At 46.8% G+C, this 23,160-nt stretch carries 17 protein-coding genes, 1 rRNA gene and 1 pseudogene; 16 read left to right on the top strand and 3 right to left on the bottom strand.

The features are described 5' to 3' along the window. The 3 genes from FNE76_RS06910 to FNE76_RS06900 form a co-directional block, all read right to left on the bottom strand. Positions 1 to 262 (bottom strand): 16S ribosomal RNA (locus tag FNE76_RS06910); the annotation flags it as partial. Between the two features lie 316 nt (positions 263 to 578). Beyond that, entirely contained in the window at positions 579 to 1,913 is a 1,335-nt protein-coding gene (gene ffh, locus FNE76_RS06905; RefSeq protein ID WP_143928454.1) for a signal recognition particle protein, read from the bottom strand. Between the two features lie 12 nt (positions 1,914 to 1,925). Further along, positions 1,926 to 4,523: a valine--tRNA ligase gene (locus FNE76_RS06900; RefSeq protein WP_120948642.1), complete on the bottom strand. Its 2,598-nt coding sequence runs from the start codon at positions 4,521 to 4,523 to the stop codon at positions 1,926 to 1,928. An 88-nt stretch (positions 4,524 to 4,611) separates the two neighbouring features. Here FNE76_RS06900 and eno point away from each other — a divergent pair, with 88 nt between their 5' ends. The 16 genes and pseudogenes from eno to FNE76_RS06815 all read left to right on the top strand — a co-directional run bounded on the left by eno (position 4,612) and on the right by FNE76_RS06815 (position 22,133). Beyond that, entirely contained in the window at positions 4,612 to 5,886 is a 1,275-nt protein-coding gene (gene eno, locus FNE76_RS06895) for a phosphopyruvate hydratase (RefSeq protein WP_120948641.1), read from the top strand. Further along, positions 5,873 to 6,376: a shikimate kinase gene (locus tag FNE76_RS06890; RefSeq protein ID WP_120948640.1), complete on the top strand. Its 504-nt coding sequence runs from the start codon at positions 5,873 to 5,875 to the stop codon at positions 6,374 to 6,376. The genes eno and FNE76_RS06890 overlap by 14 nt, the downstream gene beginning before the upstream one ends. 79 nt (positions 6,377 to 6,455) lie before the next feature. Further along, on the top strand, positions 6,456 to 7,982 hold the full coding sequence (gene pta / locus FNE76_RS06885; protein ID WP_143928453.1) for a phosphate acetyltransferase: 1,527 nt from the start codon (positions 6,456 to 6,458) through the stop codon (positions 7,980 to 7,982). A 3-nt stretch (positions 7,983 to 7,985) separates the two neighbouring features. Beyond that, complete coding sequence (locus FNE76_RS06880; protein ID WP_120948639.1) at positions 7,986 to 9,194, top strand: acetate kinase; 1,209 nt, start codon at positions 7,986 to 7,988, stop codon at positions 9,192 to 9,194. Between the two features lie 10 nt (positions 9,195 to 9,204). Further along, the gene (locus FNE76_RS06875) at positions 9,205 to 9,882 is read left to right on the top strand and encodes an SEL1-like repeat protein (RefSeq protein ID WP_120948638.1); all 678 of its coding nucleotides are present in this window, start codon (positions 9,205 to 9,207) and stop codon (positions 9,880 to 9,882) included. Positions 9,883 to 9,931: 49 nt separating this feature from the next. Beyond that, positions 9,932 to 10,507 (top strand): YceI family protein, encoded by a 576-nt coding sequence (locus tag FNE76_RS06870; RefSeq protein ID WP_120948637.1) that lies wholly within the window; start codon positions 9,932 to 9,934, stop codon positions 10,505 to 10,507. A 3-nt stretch (positions 10,508 to 10,510) separates the two neighbouring features. Further along, positions 10,511 to 12,484, top strand: a complete 1,974-nt coding sequence (locus tag FNE76_RS06865; RefSeq protein ID WP_120948636.1) for an ATP-dependent helicase — start codon at positions 10,511 to 10,513, stop codon at positions 12,482 to 12,484. Positions 12,485 to 12,493: 9 nt separating this feature from the next. Next, positions 12,494 to 12,712, top strand: coding sequence for a 2-hydroxymuconate tautomerase family protein (locus FNE76_RS06860; protein WP_120948635.1), 219 nt, complete (start codon positions 12,494 to 12,496; stop codon positions 12,710 to 12,712). Between the two features lie 248 nt (positions 12,713 to 12,960). After that, positions 12,961 to 15,480, top strand: a pseudogene (locus tag FNE76_RS06855) (TonB-dependent receptor domain-containing protein); the annotation flags it as partial. Continuing rightward, entirely contained in the window at positions 15,458 to 16,597 is a 1,140-nt protein-coding gene (wecB, locus tag FNE76_RS06850; RefSeq protein ID WP_120948633.1) for a non-hydrolyzing UDP-N-acetylglucosamine 2-epimerase, read from the top strand. The pseudogene FNE76_RS06855 and the gene wecB, both read left to right, overlap by 23 nt. Beyond that, complete coding sequence (locus FNE76_RS06845; RefSeq protein WP_120948632.1) at positions 16,573 to 17,520, top strand: Gfo/Idh/MocA family protein; 948 nt, start codon at positions 16,573 to 16,575, stop codon at positions 17,518 to 17,520. Before wecB ends, FNE76_RS06845 begins: the two co-directional genes overlap by 25 nt. Continuing rightward, entirely contained in the window at positions 17,513 to 18,103 is a 591-nt protein-coding gene (locus FNE76_RS06840; protein ID WP_185963023.1) for an acyltransferase, read from the top strand. The genes FNE76_RS06845 and FNE76_RS06840 overlap by 8 nt, the downstream gene beginning before the upstream one ends. Further along, positions 18,081 to 19,202: a DegT/DnrJ/EryC1/StrS family aminotransferase gene (locus FNE76_RS06835; protein ID WP_120948631.1), complete on the top strand. Its 1,122-nt coding sequence runs from the start codon at positions 18,081 to 18,083 to the stop codon at positions 19,200 to 19,202. The genes FNE76_RS06840 and FNE76_RS06835 overlap by 23 nt, the downstream gene beginning before the upstream one ends. Next, entirely contained in the window at positions 19,195 to 20,463 is a 1,269-nt protein-coding gene (locus FNE76_RS06830) for a nucleotide sugar dehydrogenase (RefSeq protein WP_120948630.1), read from the top strand. Before FNE76_RS06835 ends, FNE76_RS06830 begins: the two co-directional genes overlap by 8 nt. A 31-nt stretch (positions 20,464 to 20,494) precedes the next feature. Further along, positions 20,495 to 20,776, top strand: a complete 282-nt coding sequence (gene gatC / locus FNE76_RS06825) for an Asp-tRNA(Asn)/Glu-tRNA(Gln) amidotransferase subunit GatC (protein ID WP_120948629.1) — start codon at positions 20,495 to 20,497, stop codon at positions 20,774 to 20,776. 781 nt (positions 20,777 to 21,557) lie between these two features. Further along, on the top strand, positions 21,558 to 22,133 hold the full coding sequence (locus FNE76_RS06815; protein ID WP_162983103.1) for an outer membrane beta-barrel protein: 576 nt from the start codon (positions 21,558 to 21,560) through the stop codon (positions 22,131 to 22,133). The last annotated feature ends 1,027 nt before the right edge of the window (positions 22,134 to 23,160 follow it).

Here is a 23,160-nt window from a genome sequence, read left to right as displayed (position 1 = left end):
ATAGCCTTGGTGAGCCTTTACCTCACCAACAAGCTGATAGGACATAGACCAATCCTTTAGCGATAAATCTTTCCCCCATAGGGTAGTATTTGGTATTAATCACCATTTCTAGTGGCTATCCCAAACTAAAGGGCATGTCATCTATGCGTTACTCACCCGTGCGCCACTAATCCGCCTAGCAAGCTAGGCTTCATCGTTCGACTTGCATGTATTAGGCACGCCGCCAGCGTTCACTCTGAGCCAGGATCAAACTCTCCATAAAGTTAAGTTTAAATCCCAAACTGGCTCAAGATTACTCTATTAGACAAGTTGTGTCAAAACTAGAGTCCTTAAAGCCAAAACAAAACAAAAAACAAATTTGGCTACAAGACTCTCTTGCTTAAATGTCAAAGATCGTTGCGTATGAAGTTTAAGCTTTTTTAAAACCGCTTCGGTCTTTAAACCTTCGGATTTTTAAACCGCTTTAACTTTGGCAAAACGCAATTATAGGATTTTAAAGCTTAGGAGGGGCTTAAATATGATGCGGAGGGCATAGAACAAACCACAAATACGCCCCTATTTGTTAGATTTTTTATCTCTTAACCACCCCCCCCCCCTTGTTGTTGGAGCATTTGGAGTAAGTTAGCCACCCCACCCTTTGAGCTCATTTTCTTGGCTAGCTGGCTGGCCTGATCGAAGCGTTTTAAAATGCGGTTGATCTCAGCCACCTCTAACCCTGCCCCCAAAGCGATGCGCTTTTTACGACTCCCATTTAAAATACTGGGGTTATCGCGCTCTTTAGCTGTCATGGAGGCGACCATAGCCTTAATTTTCTTGATCTCAGCGGAGTTTTCTAAATCGGTATTTTTGAGCGCGCCTGCCACATTGCTAAGCCCGGGGATCATGGACACCAGCGTGCTAATCGAGCCTAATTTTTTGATTTTCTCAATTTGTTCCAAAAAGTCGTTAAAGCCAAATTGCCCTTTTTTGAGTTTTTTAGAAAGTTCCTTAGCATCTTTGGCATCAATCACGCTGGCGGTTTTCTCTGCCAAACTCACAATATCTCCCGCCCCCATGAGACGGTTTGCGATGCGATCGGGAATGAACACATCTAAATCGGGGATTTTCTCGCCATGCCCAATAAAACGCAAGGGGATTTGCAACTGGTAGGCAATGCCTAATGCCACCCCCCCCTTAGAATCGCTATCAAACTTGCTTAAGATCACACCGCTAAGCCCGATTTCCTCATGGAAGGTCTGTGCGCTGCGCACGCCATCTTGTCCGCTGAGCGCATCGGCGACATAAAAGGTTTCTAAGGGGTTGAGCACCTCTTTGAGGGCTTTAAGCTCTGCCATCAAGGGCTTATCAATAGCTAAACGCCCCGCGCTATCTACGATCATCACATCAAATTGCCCCTCTAGGGCGCGTTTTAATGCCCCCTTAGCAATCTCCACCACTGAGCCTTCTTGCCAAAAAACTTCGGTTTCAATCTGCGCGCCCAAAACCTGTAATTGCTCGATGGCTGCGAGGCGTTCTAGATCGCAAGCTACCAACAAGACTTTTTTATGGCGGGTTTTGAGGTAGTTAGCCAATTTGGCGCAAGTGGTGGTTTTACCCCCCCCTTGCAAGCCACACATCAAAACAATGGTCGGGGGTTTTGGAGCAAAGACAAAGCCACTAGCCCCTCCTGGTACACTCAAAATCTCTAATAAACTCTCTTGCAAAGAATCTAAAAATTGTTGTTTGCCAATGCCCTTAGTTTTGGTCTTGACCTCAATGTTTTTGACCAATTCCTTAGCAACCTTGTGGTGCACATCGTTTCTCAGTAGGGCTTTTTTGAGTTCCTCTAAAGCTTTTTCTAAGGCTTTTTGATCGTCTTGGAAGCGGATTTTGCCTAGTGCATTTTTAAAAGATTGGGTGAGAGTTTCAAACATATTCTTCCTTTATTAAGCTTGTAGCAAGTCTAGTTCTCTTTGGATTTCTTCTTCTTTGTGGGTGATTGTAGCCAAACGCGCCTGCAGACTCTCTAGTAACTCTTTAGGGGCTTTGGCTAAAAAGTGCGGATTATCTAGGTTGAGCTTGGCTTTTTCTTTGGCTAGCTTGTCCAGCTGGGCTTGTAAACGCTTGATGAGTGCACTCACATCAATCCCGCTCAAATCCACATGCACACTCACCAATTCACCCACATCGCTTAAGCTCTGGGCGGGCTTTTGACTCACCATTTGGACAGAAGCGATCTTAGAGAGTTTGGCAATCAAGTGCAGGGCTTGTGAATCTAGGGGGATTTTACTTTGCACAAAGGCTTGGGTGATGGGCGTATTGAGTAAGATTTTGATCCGCCTTAGGACTATGATCGCCTCTTTAATGGCATCAAAACATGCCTCTAGCTCCAAATCTTGTTGGGTGTCCTTGGGATAGGCACTCAGCATAATTGAGGGGCTTTGCTCTAAGCTTGTGCCGCTTAGGGTTTGGTAGAGGTATTCGGTGCTATAGGGCATGAGGGGGTGTAAGAGTTGCAAGCCCTGCTTGAGAATGCTAACCAGTTCGCCAAAAACTAGGGGTGCATCGCCACTTTGCTTATAACCCTTAGAAAACTCCACAAACCAATCGCAAAACTCGCCCCACAAAAAGCGGTAAAGCAAGGTCGCCACATCATTAAAGCGGTATTGTTCTAAGGCTGTGCGCACCTCTTTAGTGGTGGCATTCAGGCGTGATTGTGCATAACGCCCTAGCATGGTGGTGGGCGTGCTGGGGGTGTGGGCTAAATCCCCCCCTACCTCGCCCAAATTTTTAGCCAAAAACAAGCTGGCGTTATAGAGTTTGTGGGTAAAATGGCGTGCTTGGGTGATGGTATCCTTGCTTAGGCGTAAATCCCGCCCCTGCACGCACAACATCGCCAAAGCAAAGCGTAAGCTATCGCTCCCCTCGCGCTCAATGATCTCCAAAGGGTCGATCACATTGCCCTTAGATTTGCTCATTTTGTTGCCATGTTCATCGCGCACAAGGGCGTGTAAATAGATATGTTTGAAGGGCAATTTGCCCAATAGACTCTCCCCAGCCAACAGCATGCGTGCCACCCAAAAAAACAAAATATCAAAGCCGGTCACCAATACACTATTAGGGTAAAAATCTTGTAAATCCTGCTCTCTAAACTCGGGTGCGCTCTCTTGCCCCCAGCCCAAAGTGCTAAACGCCCAAAGCGCGGAGCTAAACCAAGTGTCTAGCACATCGTGATCTTGACTAAATTCTGCGTTGCCACAAGTGGGGCAAGTGATGGGGTTTTCCACGCTGGCAAATTGGTGTCCTTGAGCGCAAGTGAAAACGGGAATGCGATGCCCCCACCAAAGTTGCCGGCTAATGCACCAATCGCGCAAATTTTCCATCCACGCATTGTAATTATTGCGCCAATGGGCAGGATAAAAGGTGCTAAGGCCCTGTTTGACTTTTTCAATGGAGCCTTGCGCCACTTCTTTTTTTAAAAACCACTGTTTGGAGATATAGGGCTCAATGGCACTATTGCACCGGTAGCACTTGCCCACTTGGTGGGTGTACTCCTCAATTTTTTCCACAAAGCCTTGTTTTTGCAAAGACTCCACAACTAAGGGGCGTGCCTGTAGGCGATCCAAGTGGGCAAATTCCCCAGCCTCCTCGTTAAAGATGCCCTTTTCATCAAAAACCACTAAGGGTTTTAGCTGGTGTCTTTGCCCCACCTCGTAGTCATTGGGATCGTGAGCCGGGGTCACCTTGACACACCCACTCCCAAAACTTGGATCCACATAGTCATCGGCAATAATGGGGATGGCATGCCCCTTTAGGGGTAAAATTGCCCTTTGCCCGATGAGGTGCTCATAACGCCCATCTTTGGGATTCACCATTAAAGCCACATCTCCAAAAAGAGTCTCTGGGCGTGTGGTCGCCACCACCACAAAACCCCCTTGCTCTAGGGGATAACGCAGATGATAAAGCTTGCCTAATTCTTGTTCGTATTCCACCTCAATATCAGCTAGCGCGCCATCTTTGCAACACCAATTAATCATATAGGTATCTTGCACAATCAAGCCCCGATCAAACCAAGTTTTAAAGGCGAGTTTGACCGCTCTTTCTAGTCCGCGATCCATTGTGAAACGCAGGCGATCCCATGCGCATGAAATCCCCAAGCTTTGCAATTGATCCACAATGGCATGCGCGCATTGCTCTTTCCACTCCCAAACCTTTTCAATAAAGCCTTCTCGCCCGATCTGCTCTTTTGTCATCCCTTGGGCTAAAAGCTGTTTTTCCACCACATTTTGGGTGGCAATCCCGGCGTGATCCAAACCGGGCTGGTAAAGCACGCTATAGCCATCCATGCGTTTAAAGCGCGCCAAAATATCTTGCAAGCTCATGGTGAGCGCGTGCCCGATGTGCAACCTGCCGGTTACATTGGGCGGGGGCATCATGATCGCAAATTTCTTGGGTCGATCTGGGCTCACTCCAAAATAGCCCCTACTTTTCCAGATTTGGTAGTAAATTTGTTGCCAAGCCAAATCAAAGGGGGGGAAGTCCATTGCGTGTCCTTAGTTTCTGCTTATTTTATCTTAAGCTCTCTTTGGATTTTCTAATCTTTGCTAAAATGGGGGTTTTGAAAGGATTTGTATGGAAATTACAGAAGTGAGTGCGTATGAGGTGCTGGATAGCCGAGGACAGCCCACACTAAAGGCGTTGGTGGTGCTCAGCGATCACAGCATGGGGCTAGCCATTGTGCCCAGTGGGGCGAGCACAGGCAAAAACGAGGCGTTGGAATTACGCGATCAAGATTTGGGGCGTTTTTTAGGTAAAGGGGTGTTGCAGGCATGCGCGCATGTGAATCATGCGATCCAAGAAGCCCTAGTGGGACAAGACCCCTTTAACCAAGCTAAGATCGATGCGATCTTGCTAGGCTTGGACAATACGGCTAATCTCTCACATTTGGGGGCGAATGCCACTTTGGGCGTGTCTTTGGCAGTAGCGCGGGCATGTTCGCGATCGCTACACATGCCCTTATACAACTACTTAGGTGGGATCAACGCACGCATCTTGCCCACGCCCATGCTCAATATCATCAATGGGGGTGCGCATGCCAATAACCGCCTAGACTTCCAAGAATACATGATCATGCCCTTAAAATTTGAGAGTTTTAGGGAGGCATTGCGGGCTAGCGTGGAGGTCTATCAGCATTTAAAAAAGATGTTGGCTGAGTCGCATTTTAGCGTGGGCGTGGGCGATGAGGGCGGGTTTGCCCCCGATTTTAAAAACAATACTGAGCCTTTGGAGTGGATTTTAAAAGCCATTGAAAAGGCCGGCTATTTACCCGGGGAACAAATTGCCCTAGCCCTAGATGTGGCTAGCAGTGAGCTTTACAGCCAAGAGGGGCGTTATGAGCTAAAAAGTGAGGGCAAGGTTTTAGAATCGGGTGGGCTAATTGACTATTATGCTAATTTGCTCCAAAAATACCCCATTGTATCGATCGAAGATGGACTAGCTGAGGAGGATTATAGTGGGTGGGCGGAACTCACGCAAAAACTTGGGCACAAGGTGCAATTAGTGGGCGATGATCTCTTTGTAACTAACCCCAAACTTTTACAACAAGGCATTAAACAACACCTAGCCAATGCGATTTTAATCAAGCCCAACCAAATTGGGACCCTATCCCAAACCCTAGAGACCATGCGTCTAGCCCAAAAATCGGGTTATGCTTGCGTGATGAGTCATAGAAGTGGGGAGAGTGAGGATACCTTTATCGCTGATTTTAGCGTGGCGATGAACACCGGACAGATTAAAACCGGAGCCCCCACACGGGGCGAACGCACCGCTAAATACAACCGCCTGATTGAGATCGAAAAGGCAACTCACGGGCAGTATTTGGGGGCAAAGCTATTTGAACGGGACTAAGATTTGGCTTGTGGGCTTTATGGGGAGTGGGAAGAGCACGCTAGGGGCTTTGTTGGCTGAAAAATTAAATTGGGGATTTTTAGACACCGATGTTGCCATTAGTCAAGAGGTAGGTTTGGACATTGGGGCGATTTTTTTGAAGCATGGGCAGGATTATTTTAGGGGATTAGAGGGGCGGCTTATCCAGCAAATTAGCCAGCAAACTTGCCTTGTGGTCGCCACGGGGGGGGGCATGCCCATTTTCCATCCTTTAGAAGGTTTGGGGGAGATCATTTATTTGCACGCTGATTTTGAGGTGATCCTAGCGCGCCTCCAGCAAGATAGCAACCCCCGCCCTCTATTTGAAAATACAACACAGCTCCACACTCTCTACACCCAACGCCATCCCTTCTATGCACGCATGGCGACCCACACTCTCAACGCCAACCAATGCCCCTCACAAGTCTTAAACCAACTCTTAGAGCTTGTGTCAAATATCTACAAAATCTAAAGGCTAAAGCCCACAAGGCGTAAAACATTTACCATATTGGCTATAATCAATTTTATAAACAAAAACAAAAAGGATCAGCATGGGTCATGGGATTTTGTTGCACACACCCAAGAGTTTAGAGGAAAAAGCCATCCGTTATTTACAAGACCTCTTCAAAACACATGGCAAGAGTGTCGCCTTGTTTGCACCGGTAGGAGATTGTGAGAATTTTCAGGCAGTCTGTGGCTTGGGCATTCCAGAGGTGTTAGAGAGGCTGGCCAAACAAGATGAGGGGGTTTTCACCGACATTTTAGAAATTTACCAAAATTTGGCTACTTACCATGATTATGTCGTGGTGGTGGCCTCTTGTTTTGAGCCCTTGCAAAGTTTTGATTCGCGCTTACTAGACACCATCGCCCAACACCTTAATTTGGTTGTGGTGAATGCATTGTTGCCTAGTCCTAACCTAGCCGCTGAGGTCCAGCTTGCCCATGCCAGTTTCAAAAATGTAGGCTTGTTAAATCCTTTGAGTTTGCTCACATCAGGTCTAGCCTTAGAACTTCCCGATCTGATCTTAGCTAATCTCAACGCCCAACCCACCAAAGATGCTTTTGAGAGTTTAGAACAAGCCAACTCTACATGTGTGAGCCCGGTGTGTTTCCAACATGGCTTGTTGGCACGCGCTAAAAAAGATGTGAAAACCATTGTTTTACCCGAAAGCCAAGATGAGCGCATTTTAAGAGCTGCGCATGCGATTTTACAACTTGGAGTGGCTAAGGTCATTTTATTAGGGCAACCCGACAAGGTCTATCAAGATGCCCAAAAGCTTGGGTTAGATTTAAAAGATACCCCCATCCTAGACCCCCACACCTCCCCCCTCACACAGCAGTTAGCCCAAACTCTCTATAGCCTACGCCAAGCTAAGGGCCTAAGCTTAGAGCAAGCCCAAGAGCTCATCAAAACCCCGACTTACTTTGGGACCATGCTTGTTTATGGCGGACATGCTGATGGCATGGTCTCCGGAGCGACCCACACCACGGCTGAAACCGTGCGCCCAGCACTACAAACCATTAAACTCCTCCCCGGGGTCAAGATCGTCTCTAGCGTGTTTTTTATGTGCCTAGATACAAAAGTTTATGTCTTTGGAGATTGTGCGATCAACCCCAACCCCACCAGCGAAGAACTTGCCCAAATTGCCCTAACCTCTGCTACGACTGCCAAGAGTTTTGGTTTTGAGCCCAGAATTGCCATGCTCTCTTATTCTAGCGGGACCTCCGGCAAGGGTCCCGATGTGGATAAGGTTGCTAGGGCGGTGCAAATTGCCCGTTCTTTGGATTCAACTCTACTCATTGATGGTCCTTTGCAATTTGATGCGGCTATCGATCCCAAAACAGGGAGCAAGAAAATGCCCGGAAGTGCCGTAGCCGGGCGGGCTAATGTCTTTATTTTCCCCGATTTGGATGCGGGCAATATCGCCTATAAGGCAGTGCAACGGACGGCTAAGACTTTAGCCATTGGTCCTGTATTGCAGGGGCTCAAAAAACCCGTGAATGATTTGAGCCGGGGTTGTTTGGTCGGAGATGTGATCAATACCATTATCATGACCGCTATTCAGGCACAAGGATAGCCCATGCGCATACTGGTTTTAAATCTAGGCAGTTCCTCCATTAAGTTCCAGCTTTTCAACATGGATAAAGGCATTGTTTTGGCCAAAGGCTTGGTCGAACAAATTGGCGAGGAATATGGGCGCATTAAAATCAACGCCCCGGGCGGGCATGCGTGTATCCAAGATCGCCTCCACATTAAAGACCACGAAGAAGGCTTGTTACAGGTCCAAGAAGTCCTCAAAGAGCTACAGATTTTACGCAATATCGAGCATGTGGATGGCGTGGGGCACCGCGTGGTGCAAGGGGGGGATTTATTTATCCACCCCACTTTGATTGATGATCGGGTTATGGAGCACATTGAAAAACTCTGCCCCTTAGCTCCCTTGCATAACCCAGTCAATCTAGCCGGGATCAAGGCTTTAAAAAAGCAAGTGCCCAATCTCCCCCAAGTGGCGGTCTTTGATACTGCTTTCCACCAAAGCATGCCTGCCCATGCCTATGTCTATGCCTTGCCCTACCACCTCTATGAACAACATAAATTACGCCGCTATGGTTTCCATGGGACCTCCCACCACTTTATCGCACAAGAAGCCGCCAAATTTTTAAATATCCCTTACGATCAATTCAATGCAATTTCTCTGCATTTGGGCAATGGCGCGAGCGCATGCGCGATCAAAGGTGGCAAGAGTGTGGATACCTCGATGGGCTTAACCCCCCTAGAGGGCTTGGTGATGGGGACGCGCTCGGGGGACATGGACCCAGCCTTAATCGAATACATCATGGAGCTGACCCATAGCGACATCAAACAAGCCACCAACATGCTTAACAAACAAAGTGGGCTTAAGGGGGTGTGTGGGAACAACGACATGCGGGGCATTGAGGCGATGATTGAAAAAGGCGATCCAAAAGCCCAACTGGCCTTTGACATCTATGCCTACCGCATCAAAAAATATGTGGGGGCTTATGCCTTTGCTTTGGGGCGCGTGGATGCCTTGCTCTTTACCGGGGGTGTGGGGGAAAATTGCGCGCGCCTAAGAGAGGCGGTGTGTGCGGGCTTAGAAAATTTTGGTATCCATTTGGACACAAAAGCCAATGCCACCCCAAAATCCGGTATTGCTTCTTTAAACACCAAACATGGAGTGTCTATCTTGCGCGTACCCACCAATGAAGAATTAGCGATTGCCCAACAGAGCGCACAGGTGATTCTACAAATGCGCCAAAGATCCCATTGAGGAGTTTTACATGGATAGACTACGTGCTTTAAAATGTTGTGCGCAAGCTTGCGCTGTGCTGTTGCTCTTGAGTCTGCCTCTAGGGGCGGAGTTTGTCGATGAAAACAATGCCAAAGTGCGTGCCTTGCTTGAAGAAGGTGATACCTACGGGGAATATTCCCCGGAAGATGCCCTGCGCTTTTACAAACAAGCCAGCGATTTGGGGAGCGTGCGGGGTAGCGAGATTGTGGGTGAGGCCTATCTCAATGGGGAGGGTATTAAAAAGGACAATCTAAAGGCCCGTTTTTATTTTGAAAAAGCCATCCAGCTTGACCATGATCAAGGCGGGCGCGGGGTCAGTGAGGGGGCGTTGAATGCGCGCATGCATTTGGCGATGATGGATGCTGATGCCACCGATCCAGCAAGCCAAGCTCAAGGTTTCCACATGCTCCAAGAAGTCGTGCGCGATCTCAACAAGCAACCCAAAAAAGCCTCTTTGGATCTCAAAAACATAGCCAATTTCCCCGAAAACTCATGGCAACGCATCACCCTCTCAACCGCCCTGTATCACTTGGGTTATTACTATGAAAGGGGAATGGGCACGCCTAAAAATCTCCAAAAAGCCCGCACCATTTACCAAAAGGTGATCCAAGCCAAACTCTACACACAAGGGGCGGCCCAAGAGCGTTTGAAACAAATGCACCCTTAGCGCAAATATGCTATAATCCACGCCCATTTTTGTAAAAAGAGAGGAAAAGATGCAAAAAAGCAAAAAAATAATCGGTCTTTCGTTGTTGTCATGGGTGCTTTTTAATCCCTTACTAGCCAAACCCTATCAAATTGACAAAGCCCATACCCATGTGGGATTTAAGGTCAAGCACCTCCAGATTAGCCGTGTTATGGGGGATTTTAAGGATTATAGTGCGGTGATTGACTTTGATCCATCTAAACACACTTTTAACAAGCTAGAAGCCATCATTAAGGTCGCCTCTGTGGATACTGATAACCAAAACCGCGATGCCCACTTGCGCACCGATGACTTTTTTAAAGTGGAGAAATACCCTGAAATCCACTTTGTGATGGAGAAATACCAAAAAATCAATGCCCAAAATGGCCAGGTTGAGGGCACGCTCAGCATTGCCGGGGTGAGCAGGAAAGTCAAGTTAAAAGCCGAGATCGGGGGGGTTGTCCAACAAGATGGCAAGGAAAAAATCGGATTTTCTTTGAGCGGTCAGATCAAGCGATCGGATTTTAAATTTGCCCCCCAAGTGGGCAAAGCCAAGATTGGCGATGTGGTTACCTTGAATATTGAAGTCGAGGCCGCCCAAAAATAGCCCGTGCAACTCAATTTAGAGCAACAGCAAGCCACACAAGCCCCCTTGGGGCATAACCTCATCATCGCCTCAGCGGGCACGGGCAAGACCTCCACCATTGTGGGGCGGATTTTACACCTCTTAGCACAAGGGGTGCATCCCCAAGAGATTTTACTTTTAACTTTCACCAATAAAGCCAGTATTGAGATGAAGGAGCGTTTAGCTCTTTATAGTGCGCATGCCCAAAATATCCAAGCAGGCACTTTCCATGCCCTAGCCCTGCGTTTTTTGAAGCAAAAATACCCTGATTTGACCCTCAAACAGCCTAAAGAATTGCATATCTTGCTCAAGAGCATTGCAGAAAATCATAGCCTATCTAAGCAAGAGGGCTTTTATGCGCCCCAACACCTTTACAATCTCTATTCTCTCTACACCAACGCGCAAAGTGCTTTGGATTTTAGTGCATGGCTAATTGAGCGCAACCCCGATCAAGAGGATTTTAGCCCGTATTATGAAGACATCTTAGAACAATTTTGCGCCCTCAAGCGCGCCCACAACTACATGGACTATAATGATTTGCTCTTGTTTTACCGCCAAGACATCGCCCCCACCCAGCACTTTGCCGAAATCTTATGCGATGAATACCAAGACACCAATCCTTTGCAAGATTCGATCCTAGATGCCTTGAATGCCCCCAGTCTTTTTTGTGTGGGGGATTACGATCAGAGCATTTACGCCTTCAATGGGGCAGACATCTCCATCATTGGCAACTTCACCCACAAATACCCCAAAGCGCGTATCTTCACCCTCACTAAAAATTACCGTTCCTCTCAAGCCATTTTGAATTTAGCCAATAGAGTTATTGCCCACAACCCACGCATTTACCCCAAGAGTTTGGAGGTGATGAAACCAACCAACCCCTCCATACCCCAAGTCTTTGGATTTGAAGAGTTGTTTGTGCAATACAAAAGCATTGCGCGCAATATCGCCCAAAGGGGGCATTATGAAGAAGTCGCCATCTTGTTCCGCAATAATTCGAGTGCCGATGGGTGCGAGGCTTCTTTACGCGAGCTGGGTATCCCCTCAAGACGCAAGGGGAGTTTGAGTTTTTTTGAGAGTAAAGAGGTGCGTTTAGTTTTAGATGTGTGCGCTTTTTTAAGCCATAGCAAAGATATGGTCGCCACCATGCATATTTTAAGCTATGCCCCGGGTGTGGGCAGTGCCCTAGCCCACGAGATTTACCAAGCCTTGCAGACACTAGGTCGAGGGGATAGTCGTCAAGGCTTGTTAAACCCACAAGGCAAAAACCCCTACCCCACTAGTGCTAAAATGGGCTTATTTGGGGAGGTGATCGCCCAAGAAAATACCATGCGCTTTGAAAACTTGGGGGCGGACTTCCAACAACACCCCCTCTTAGCCCACCCCAAACTCACGCCCCCAAGCGCGCGCTTCTTAGGGGGCATGTTTGCCCTAGCCAAAGGACACAAAAACACTTCTAGTGCGCAGAGTTTGGGCTATATCATTGCCACAGCATGGTTCCAAGACATTTTAGAGGGTTTGGCTAGGGAGCGTTCTAAAAACAAAGATGGGAGTTTGGATGAGCGGCGTTTTGATCTAGCCAAGGAAAAGATCACACGCAAATTAGACCTCTTGGTCAAATTAGCCCAACCCTACCCAAGTTTGAAGGACTTTTTACAAGCCATGGTTTTAGGCTCTAGGGAGGCTATGGAGGGGAGTGGAGTGCATTTGCTCAGTGTCCATGCCAGCAAGGGGCTAGAGTTTGAAGAAGTGTATGTGATCGATTTGATGGAGGGGCGTTTCCCCAACACCAAATTAGCCAAACAGGGGGGGAGCTTGGAGGAGGAGCGGCGTTTATTCTATGTCGCCACCACGCGGGCTAAGGATCACCTCTATTTGTGCTATGCCAAGACAGACAAGCTCAGGGGCAGAGACTATGAGCCTTCTAGGTTTTTAAAAGAAGCAGGTTTAATCAACTAAAGGAACATTGTGCCATTCATCAATATCAAAATCACCCAAGAAGAGGGGCAACCCACCAAAGAGCAAAAACAAGCCTTGATTGCAGAGGTTACCCAAGTAGTCGCCAAAGTTTTAAAGCGTGATCGCATTGCTTCCACGGTGGTGATCATTGAGGAGATCAGCACGGATAATTATGGTTTAGGGGGGCAGAGCATCACACAAGTGCGTTGCAAGCCCGATCAGGGCTAGGGTATTGAAGTTGCCCACACTTTTTGTCTAAAAATCTTAAGGGGTGTTTTTTAGATGGACACTCCGTATTATTTTCTTCATTTTTTCAATAAATTATAAGGTTCTATGCTATAGAATGCACATAGTATTACCAAATTGCATAGGATTAATAAATGAAATTTTCCAATAAACTTTTTGGTGTTTTTTCTATAAAAAATCGACCAAAAACCAATATAAATCCTTGTCTTTTTTCACACGCTTTTTGTATTTTAAGTGTAGTGGGAGCAGATGCACTCTTGGCTGAAGAATCGCACACTTTAGGCAAGGTCACCACTCTGGGTGAGCGCACCTTTGAGTATAACAACAAAATGTATATTGAGCGCAAAGAATTGCAACAACGCCAAAGCAACCAAGTCAATGACCTTTTTAGGACCCGGGCAGATATCAATGTCGCTGGGGGCGGTCTGATGGCGCAAAAAATCTATGTGCGGGGCATGGAAAGCCGCCTGCTCCGGGTAACTATTGATGGGGCCGCCCAAAATGGGAATATCTTCCACCATGATGCTAATACGGTCATCGATCCGGGCATGCTCAAAGAAATTGAGGTGATCAAGGGGGCGGCTAGTGCCTCTGCAGGACCAGGCGCGATTGCAGGAAAAATGGCGATGGAGACTATCGGGGCTAATGACTTTTTACGCAAAGGGCAAAACTACGGGGGCAGTGCCTCAGCCAGTTTTTACACCAACTTTGGGATGCGCTTTAACACTATTGCGGCTTACCGCGCTGAAAAGTGGGACATCTTGGGCTACTATACCCACCAAAATATCTTTTATTACCGCGATGGGAATAACTTGATGAAAAATCTCTTTAATCCCACCTACAATCTAGAAGATCCTTTTGCTAGCGATAAGGTGATCGGCAGTCCTAGCGAACAAAATAATGTCCTGCTTAAGTTTAACGCCTACTTCAACGATAAGGACAGCTTGACCATTAGCTACAACATGACTCGTTACAATTCGACTCGTTTGTTGCGCCCCAACACCACAAGTGCACTCAGCAAGGCTAATGACCCGGGCACCCAACCCGCCCCCTTTGTGATCAGTTTTGGTAAAGAGCTAGCCCACACCATTAACTCCAATAATAACCTTTCTTTCAAATTTAACCACGATGGTGGGGACACCTTCAATCAGCCCAAAATCACCTCCACCGCCTTTTTGAGCGTGCGTAACGGGCATTATAACCCTGTCAATAATCCCTTTTTACCCAGCTCCCAAGAACCCACCAATCAGGATTATATCGCCAATGTGCAAGATTGGTGCCAAGCTAATCAAAGCCAATGCACAAAAGGAACGATCACACCCTTAGCAACGGGAGGGTATGACATCACGAATGTGGGGACTCAATGGGTGCCCAAATACCCCGAATACGACATGGCTCCCTCATCCACTAGTGCCAATGACTGGACTTTGGGCAATGCCGATGCTGAGGGGACTTTGGAGCGCAATATTTATTTGATCAACTCTGGGGTGAATGTTAAGGTCCAGCATCCCATTAGTGCAGATTATGGGAATGTCTTTGAATATGGTGCGATTTACCAAAACTTGAGCGTGTTTTCGGGGTTGCCTAGGGGGAGCAATGGGCTTTATAAGGGCAATGTCAATCCTAATGACCCCACCGGTCCGGGCTTGCCTTACCGCCATTATTATGTTGATCCGGGCACGGAATACCAGCAAAACATGAGCTCACCCAATGCGGTCTATCGTGGTTTGCCCCAAAATTCCTATGCCATAGGCAATATCATCGGGGGTTATATGCAAGCCAACTATAACTTCTTAAAAAACCTCATTGTGGGGGCGGGCACGCGCTATGATATTTATCTTTTAAAAGACAAAAACGGGCAAAACCACTTGACCTCTGGTTTTAGCCCCAGTGCGACCATTTTATATAACCCCATTGATTCTTTGGGCTTGAAGGTGAGCTATGCTTATGTAACCAAAGGCGCATTGCCCGGGGATGGGGTGTTGATGCGCGATCCAAGCGTGATTTACCAAAAGAATTTGAAGCCTACCATCGGGCAGAATGCAGAATTTAACATTGACTATAACAGCCCTTATTTTAATGTGCGTGGGGCGGCATTCTACCAAGTGATCAATAACTTCGTCAATTCCTACGGGCAGGACACTTCCAAAAATGGAGGCGGGAATGCCACGGCTAAAAACTTGACGGGTAATCTGCCCCAAACCATCACGATTTTTGGGTATGAGCTCAGCGGGAATGTCCGCTATAAGGGCTTTGTGGGGACTTTCTCTTTTGCACGCTCATGGCCGACCGTGGCTAACCCCTATGGGAAACGGGGCAGTTACGACTTGCTAGCCGATACCTATGCGCTAGCGGCCACCTATGGGAATGTGGTTATTCTAAAGGCTGACTACACCTTCCAAAGAGCCGGACTCACCCTGACATGGCTTAGCCGCTTTGTTACCAACATGTATTACAATGGCTATAGCATTTACTATCCGGGTTATGGCACGATGAAAATCCACAAACCCGGCTATGGGGTGAGTAGTATCTTTGTCAATTGGTCGCCTCCCCATGGACGCATGAAAGGTTTGCTCTTGAGCGCAGTCTTTAACAATATCTTCAACAAGCAGTATGTCAATCAGACCTCTGTTTGGCAAGCTAGTGCGGACGCGCCCCATGATGACATGATCGCCACAGCCGGGCACATCCGCATGGCACTCCCAGAACCCGGTTTTAACGCCCGCTTTGAGATTTCCTACCAATTCTAAGATTCTTTACAGCATTGTGGGGGCACGCCCCCAATTTATCAAGAGCAAGCCCTTACACCGAGCAATTCTAAGCGATCCTTATTTAGATTCCAACACCACCTTACAAGAATTTTTGATCCACACCAACCAACACTCTAGGGCAGACATGAGCGATGCTTTTTTTAAAGAGTTAGATTTGCCCCCACCTTTGCACACCCTCCCACAAGCTTCTCCTAATCTCACTCCCTTAAAACACATTGCTTTTATGTTTGCCAAACTCAAAGAGTTTTGCCAAATCCAACGCCCCGATTATATTGTGGTCTATGGGGACACCAACTCCACGCTGGCTGGGGCGTTGTGCGCGCATAGCCTCAAAATCCCCTTGATTCACATTGAGGCGGGCTTGAGGAGTGGGGATTTAAGCATGCCCGAAGAGCGCAACCGCATTTTAACCGATCAACTCAGCACGCTTTTATTTTGCCCCACACCCAGTGCTTATGCATGCTTAAAACAAGAGCAACGCCCGGGGCAAAAAATTTATCATAGTGGGGATGTGATGTTAGATAATGTGGGCTATTTTGCCCCCAAAGCTTACCCCCCAAAAGCCCCCTTTGAACCTACAAAAAAGCCTTTTATTTTTGCCACCTTGCACCGGGCGGGTAACATTGACAACAAAGATAACTTACAAAGTATCTTAAACGCTTTGGAGTGTTTGGCTCAAAATATGCCCCTTTTTTTAGCCCTACACCCTAGAACCCAGCGTGCACTCACACAATATGGCTTATCTTTTAAGAATGTCTCTCTTTTGCCCCCACTATCCTACCTAGAAACCCTCTACATGCTCACCCATGCGCGCTTGGTGCTCACCGATAGTGGCGGGTTGCAAAAGGAAGCCTGTTTTTTAGAGACTCCGGTCTTGGTGATGCGTGAAAATAGCGAGTATCCTGAATTATTAGAGATGGGGGGGGCAATCTTGGTGGGCGCGCATGCAGACTTGATTACCAGCAAGGCTCAAGAGCTTTTAACCAAAGGTCAAGCTAGTTTTGCTAACATGAATCATTTCGGCAAGGGTGCAAGTGCCTTGCATATTTTACAAGCCATCAAGGAGCATGCATGTTATTTGGGATCATCGGGGTAGGGGGGTTTGTCGCCCCCAGACATATCAAAGCCATTTATGAGACCGGGCATGTGCTCGATTGTGCAGTAGATGAACATGACAGCGTGGGCGTTTTAGATCAATATTATTTGGATTGTGAATTTTTCACCAGTCTAGCTGACTTACACCAGTATTTACAAGATTGCAAAGCTCAAGATAAATTTTTGGATTTTATGGCGATCTGCACGCCTAATTATTTGCATTTTGAGCACATTGAATTTGCCCTCTCACATGGAATTCATGCCATTTGCGAAAAGCCCCTAGTGTTAGACCCCAATGAATTGGACGAGATCAAGGCTTTAGAGAAAAAATATAACCGCCGTGTTTTTAACATCTTGCAATTGCGCACGCACCCCAATATCATCAATCTTAAAAATAGTATCCAAGCCAGCTTGCAAGAAGACCCCAGCAAGATTTACCACATCTCTTTAACTTACTTGGTCTTGCGTGGGAAGTGGTATTTTAATTCTTGGAAGGGCGATGAGGATAAAAGCGGGGGGCTAGCCACCAACATTGGGATTCATTTTTTTGATGTCCTCTTGGATATTTTTGGAGACGTGGTGGATAATGCGGTGTACATCCATGAGCCTGATTGTATCGGCGGGCTTTTGAGCTTAGAGCATGCCAAGGTTTCTTGGTTTTTATCCATTAACCCGAGTCGGTTTGGCTTGCAACAAACCGGGGCTTATCGATCGCTGGTGTTGGAGGGTAAGGACGTGGATTTTAGTAGTGAGTTTGATAACCTACACACCAAATGTTACCAACAAATCCTCAATGATGAGGGGTATGGCGTGGATGTGGTCCGCCCAGCCGTTGTGCTAGCCTCTGCGATTCGCCATTTAAGCCCTTCCAAACCCGATGAGGATTGCCACCCCTTATGCCACAAGGCTCTATGTTGTGAATGAGATTCACCCCAGTGCCTTTATCCACCCCTCTAGCTACCTAGACGATTCGATCTGTATTCAAGAAGGGGTTAGGATTTGGCATTTTTGCCATTTGCTCGAGTACACACACATTGGGGCGCATGTGAGTATCGGGCAAAATTGCGTGGTTGGTCCTAGAGTGTCCATAGGGGCGGGGAGCAAGATTCAAAACAATGTGAGTCTGCACGAGGGGGTAGAGTGCCAAGATCAAGTTTTTATTGGTCCTAGCGTGGTTTTTACCAATGTGCTAAGACCTAGGAGTTTTATTAAAACCCCCTCATCAGCTTTTGTGCCCACCTTATTAAAAACCGGGTGTAGCATTGGGGCTAATGCCACGATCATTTGTGGGGTGAGCATTGGGGCTTATGCCTTTGTGGCCGCTGGGAGCGTGGTGACTAAAAGTGTCCCGGATTTTGGCATGGTCAAGGGAAACCCGGCGCGTTTTGTGCGCTTTGTGGATAAGGCCTTAAAGCCCTTAAACTTTGTCAATAACCGCGCACAAGATAGTTTTGATGGGAGTGTCTATATTTTAGAAGATCAGGTTGTGCGCCTGCTTGAGTCTTAAACCTTTGGATTTTTACAACTTAAAAACCCTGCACCAAGAGCATGCCCTAGAGATTGAGGAGGCGTTATTACAAGGGGCTAGGGGTGCGCAATACATCTTGGGTCAAGAGGTGCAACACTTGGAGCAAGACCTAGCCAAACGGGCAGGTTTTGCCTTTTGTTTAGGGACCTCTAGCGGGACCTCTAGCCTACTTCTAGCCTTTTTGGCTTGTGGGATCACTAGGGGTGATGAGGTGATCACGCCTGCCTTTGGTTTTATTGCCGCTGTTGAAATGCTCTTGCTCTTGGGAGCTAAGCCAGTTTTAGTAGATATTAATCCAGCCACCTACCAAATGGATAGTTTGTTAGTTGAGCATGCGATCACCCCCCGGACAAAAGCCATCGTGCCCTTGAGTTTATTTGGTCTAGCTAGCGATCGCCACGCATTGGGCCAGATTGCTAAAGCCCACAACCTATTTTTAATTGAGGATGGGGCGCAAAGTTTTTTAGCCCCCTATGAAGGGTCGGGCAAACCGGATATTTTCACAACCAGTTTTTTCCCCACTAAGCCACTGGGCTGTTATGGCGACGGGGGGGCGATCTTTTGTGATGATGGCGATCTTTACGACAAACTCAAAGCCCTGCGCGTCCATGGGCAAAAGGGCAAGTACAACCATTGTTATTTAGGGCTCAATGCCCGCTTAGATGCCATGCAAGCCTGTATCTTAAGAGTCAAGCTCAAGTACTATGCTAACCACCTAAAAGCCCTACATGCCCAAGCCCAGATTTACCATCAGCTCTTAGAACCACTGGGCTTACAACTCCCCCTAGATAGGATCGATTCTGATCACTCTACCCGTTTTAATATTTATGCCCAATACCCCATCTTGCACCCCAAGCGCGCTAAACTCATCGCTAAACTGACCCAAGAGCATATCCCCAGTGCGATCCACTACCCCAAGCCTTTACACCACCAAGCCCCCCTAAAGCATTTGGATTATGCTGATCGCCACTTCCCTAACGCTCTGAGAGTTTCTCAAGAAATTTTAAGCCTGCCTTTAAATCCCTATCTGACACACTTAGAGCTAAAACAAGTCGCCCAAGTGGTGGCGGATGTTTAAAGAGAGTCCCACTTTAGGCATTTTAGGCTTGGGCTTTGTGGGGTTGCCCTTGGCTCTTGCCTTTGGGCAACATTTTAAAACCATTGGGTTTGATATTTCTAGGCAACGCATAGAGGAACTACAAAGCAAGCATGATCGCAACCAACAAGCTAGCCAGCAAGATTTTTTAAAGGCACGCCTTTTACAAGTAAGTGCTTATCCCCAAGATTTAAGCGGGGTTGATGTTTTCATTATCGCCGTGCCCACACCTGTCGATTCGCATAACCAGCCTGATTTAAACATGCTTAAAAATGCCTCTTTGCTAGCAGGCTCTTTTTTGCAAAAACAAGGCATCGTGATCTATGAATCCACCACCTATCCGACCTGCACACGGGAATTTTGCGTGCCTTTGTTGGAGCAAGCTAGCCACCTGCGCTATAACCACGATTTTTTTGTGGGTTATTCCCCCGAGCGTATCAATGTGGGCGATGCACGCCCTTTAAGCGAGATTGTCAAAATCACCTCTGGGAGCACGCTAGAGAGTGCGCGCTATATTGACCAGCTCTACCAGCGCGTGATTTGCCAAACCCACCTAGTTAGCTCTATTGAAGTAGCCGAGAGCGCTAAAATTTTAGAAAACACCCAAAGAGATTTAAACATTGCCTTTATCAACGACATGGCGATGCTCTTAGATCGCTTGGGGGTGAATCTCTACGAAGTGCTGGAGGCTTGCCAAACCAAGTGGAATTTTATGCCCTTTATTCCGGGTTTGGTGGGCGGGCATTGTATCAGCATCGATCCTTACTATCTGAGTTTTTTAGCTAGGCGGGTGCAACATGATCCTGCCTTGATTTGTGCCAGCCGCCAGATCAACAACGCCATGCCCACATTTTTAGCCAACAAAATAGTCAAACTCTTGCGCACCCGCCAACTGCCCATCCAAAACGCCCGGGTGTTGATCTTGGGGGCGAGTTTCAAAGAAAATTGCAATGATTTACGCAATTCCCAAAGCCTTGTGCTTAAACAAGACCTAGAGAGCTTGGGCTGTGTGGTGGATATTTACGATCCGCTTGTGGATTTAGTGCTGATGCAAGAACTTTTTAACAACACCGCCCTACAAACCTTGCCCCAAGAACCCACCTACCATGCGGTGATTTTGGTCATTGCGCATCGCTGTTTTGCAGATTTGGATTTATCAGGGCTGTTGCTCAATCAAGGTTTCATCTATGATCTCAAGGCTTTTTTAAAGCGTAAATCTCACTTAGACATCTACACACCCTAAAACATGCTAGAATGGAGCAAAAAGGACAGGCATGCAAATTGATGATGTGTTGCTAGACAAACTGGCCCAACTTTCGATGTTGGAACTCCCCCAAGACAAACAAGCCCTCAAGCAAAACCTAGAGGAGGTCTTGGGCTTTATGGATAATCTGAGTACCCTAGATTTAGAGGGTATTAAGAGTTTAGAGACAGAGAGCACGCCTCTAAGAGAGGATGTCCCTTTTTGCGATCCTAGCATCCCACAAAGCATTTTAAAACACGCCCCTAAAGCTCAAGAAGGCTATTTTATCGTACCCAAGATCATTGAAACTTGAGTGGAGCAATCTTTTAGTATTGATCCTAAAAATCTCTTAATAATGGGCTATTCTAGGTTGGTAAAGCCAAAATCGATTTAAAAAGTGGCTAGATCAGAGTCAAATATCGCTTGTGGCAGTTGCGCAAAGTTCCCCAGCATGTTCCCCATGTATAATTCACAAACACTACAAGATCTTGGTAAGTTTTATAACTTCTAATTGTAGGGATACGCACACCCACCTCTAGCCCATTGATGATCTTCTGCCATTTGATGCGTTTATTCCATTGTAGCTCCCATTTAGAGTTCTTGTATAGGCATATGTAAAGCGCAAACCCACATTAATCATAAATTGGAAATTAACGTAGGAGTAATGAGGCAACTTCCAAACACTCCCCCCGCCCGCTCCTCCGACAAAACCCCCAAAAGTCCATGTGGTATTGTCTAGGAAATTAAAGAGCAAGTCAAAAGCACCCCCTGCAAAGTAATTTTGCAAGGTGTTATGGTTGCCAAACTGGCGGTTAAAAAGGGCGAAAAGCGCATTCCAAAAGGGCTACTCTTGGCGCAAAGGTTTATTCTTAGCTTTTTCTGGCATAAAAAACTCATCCAACCCATTTCTACGTCGCCCCCATAAAGATGTTCTTTTTTAAGGGAGGCATAGATTGTTGGCTACTATCTGAAACAAAGGGTTAGGTAATTTAAGGTATTGGAACACTTTTAGCTTTCTTGCAATACCCTAATTGATAACAAGGAGTCTTATGGTTTTTGGAATCAAAACAAAGAGTCTAGTGCTCTCAGCATTAATGGTGGTGGGTGCCACTCAGGTTGTCCAAGCAGGCGAGAAAAATGGCTTTTTTCTAGGGCTTGGCTACCAACAAGGTAAGGGTGGGGGAGGCGAATACAAGAAGGCCCTATCGAGCGGATTCTCGCTCTACGGTCTAAGCGCACAAGTGGGGGGTGTTGGCTTTGCCAATAAATGGTTTGGCGGACAGATTTATGGCTTCTTTGATTGGGACAATAGTGCTCTCTTTGATGATTGGCGTATTTGGGAGAAGTTTGGGAAGAAACCCACTGGGGGCAAATGGGATGTTTATACCTATGGTGGGGCGGCAGATATGATTGTTAATATCATCCCCGCAGATTCCTTTGCTATTGGTCTAGTGGGGGGTATCCAACTAGCGGGTAATACTTGGAGTTACAATAGTTTTTCTCATAGTGGTTTCCAGTTTCTTTTTAATGCAGGTGGGCGAATCCGCTTTAAAGAACATGTGGCCTTCCAAGCCGGAATCAAGTTTCCCATGATCCCCCAAAAACTTACAGCAGATATAAAAGATATCAGACGCTATGTGTGGTATGTCAATCTTAACTATATTTTCTAAAGTGATAGCTACTCAGAAATATTTTGCGGGAGGGTTTCTATAGAAAGGGGCTCGCCATGTACAAGCATGCATGCATGCGTGCATTTTGCCTTAAAGTCTCTTTTTTAGGCTCAAGTTCGTTTTGAAATTCAAATGATAAGGGCAAAAAACGCTAGAGTTCCCCCGCATTGGCGGGGTTTCTTTGAAGTGGACGACACATCACTTCTTATCCCCTAACTTCTTCTCCAAAATCTTTAGCGCATAATCGCTCACCACTTCGACCCCGATGTGGCCAATCCCCCCCCCACTATGGCCGTGCTTAGTCCAATGGACAAATAAAAAAGTAGGGCATATACTCTTTGAGGGCCAAGCCTAGTATTACGATATCTTGTTGCATGGGGGGAACTTTAGGGTATAATAGAGTGTGGCACAGCGTGTGGTGTTTCTTTGGCTTATTGGCGTATCAAGTCTTGGACTTTTGAGGGAACGGGGATTGTGGGTCGCTCCCCAGAAAGGAGCACCGCATGCGATTATTAATAATCCTAGCGATTTTAGTGGTTCTAAGCCAGCCACTAAATTAGCAAACAAGCCCGGGCAACCGGGCCCGCTAGGATTATTGTGCCACTTCTTATCTTGCATTTTGCTTAACATGGCCCAAACCCAAATCAATTTTCTTTTCTAGCGTGGCTAATTGTTGCTTGACAATCTCTAAATGATTGACCGAGGCGTTAGCATTTTCCAGCAAAACAAAGCTTTCCACGGAGGCGTGGCGTTGTTTTTAAATACTACTCATCTTAATTTCGATAATGTTTTTATTATTTTATGATTCTGTATCTGCTGTATTTAGATGGTCAGCTTCCGCTGGTGCTGGGCTCGTTATAACCAAATTTATTATCAAATTCTTGTTATGGCCGATTGCGCAACCTATCATAGAGATCAACACAGGTGATCACCTATAAGTTTTTAACAAACAAAGCTAGAGGATTGAAGGTCCCAACAAGGCTTGGCCACTGGCGGGTCTAAAGCACCTCTACTCCAAGAGTGAGCC

The organism is Helicobacter mehlei (assembly GCF_007280785.1).
GTDB classification, from domain to species: domain Bacteria; phylum Campylobacterota; class Campylobacteria; order Campylobacterales; family Helicobacteraceae; genus Helicobacter; species Helicobacter mehlei.
This window is presented reverse-complemented; position numbering and strand designations above follow the sequence as displayed.

What these genes read in the sequence shown, in the direction of transcription:
- FNE76_RS06830 (WP_120948630.1), top strand. Translation starts at nt 19,195, where the DNA reads ATGTTTAAAGAGAGTCCCACTTTAGGCATTTTAGGCTTGGGCTTTGTG.
- pta (WP_143928453.1), top strand. Translation starts at nt 6,456, where the DNA reads ATGGGTCATGGGATTTTGTTGCACACACCCAAGAGTTTAGAGGAAAAA.
- FNE76_RS06900 (WP_120948642.1), bottom strand. Translation starts at nt 4,523, where the DNA reads ATGGACTTCCCCCCCTTTGATTTGGCTTGGCAACAAATTTACTACCAA.
- FNE76_RS06870 (WP_120948637.1), top strand. Translation starts at nt 9,932, where the DNA reads ATGCAAAAAAGCAAAAAAATAATCGGTCTTTCGTTGTTGTCATGGGTG.
- FNE76_RS06845 (WP_120948632.1), top strand. Translation starts at nt 16,573, where the DNA reads ATGTTATTTGGGATCATCGGGGTAGGGGGGTTTGTCGCCCCCAGACAT.
- FNE76_RS06880 (WP_120948639.1), top strand. Translation starts at nt 7,986, where the DNA reads ATGCGCATACTGGTTTTAAATCTAGGCAGTTCCTCCATTAAGTTCCAG.
- FNE76_RS06815 (WP_162983103.1), top strand. Translation starts at nt 21,558, where the DNA reads ATGGTGGTGGGTGCCACTCAGGTTGTCCAAGCAGGCGAGAAAAATGGC.
- gatC (WP_120948629.1), top strand. Translation starts at nt 20,495, where the DNA reads ATGCAAATTGATGATGTGTTGCTAGACAAACTGGCCCAACTTTCGATG.
- FNE76_RS06875 (WP_120948638.1), top strand. Translation starts at nt 9,205, where the DNA reads ATGGATAGACTACGTGCTTTAAAATGTTGTGCGCAAGCTTGCGCTGTG.
- ffh (WP_143928454.1), bottom strand. Translation starts at nt 1,913, where the DNA reads ATGTTTGAAACTCTCACCCAATCTTTTAAAAATGCACTAGGCAAAATC.
- eno (WP_120948641.1), top strand. Translation starts at nt 4,612, where the DNA reads ATGGAAATTACAGAAGTGAGTGCGTATGAGGTGCTGGATAGCCGAGGA.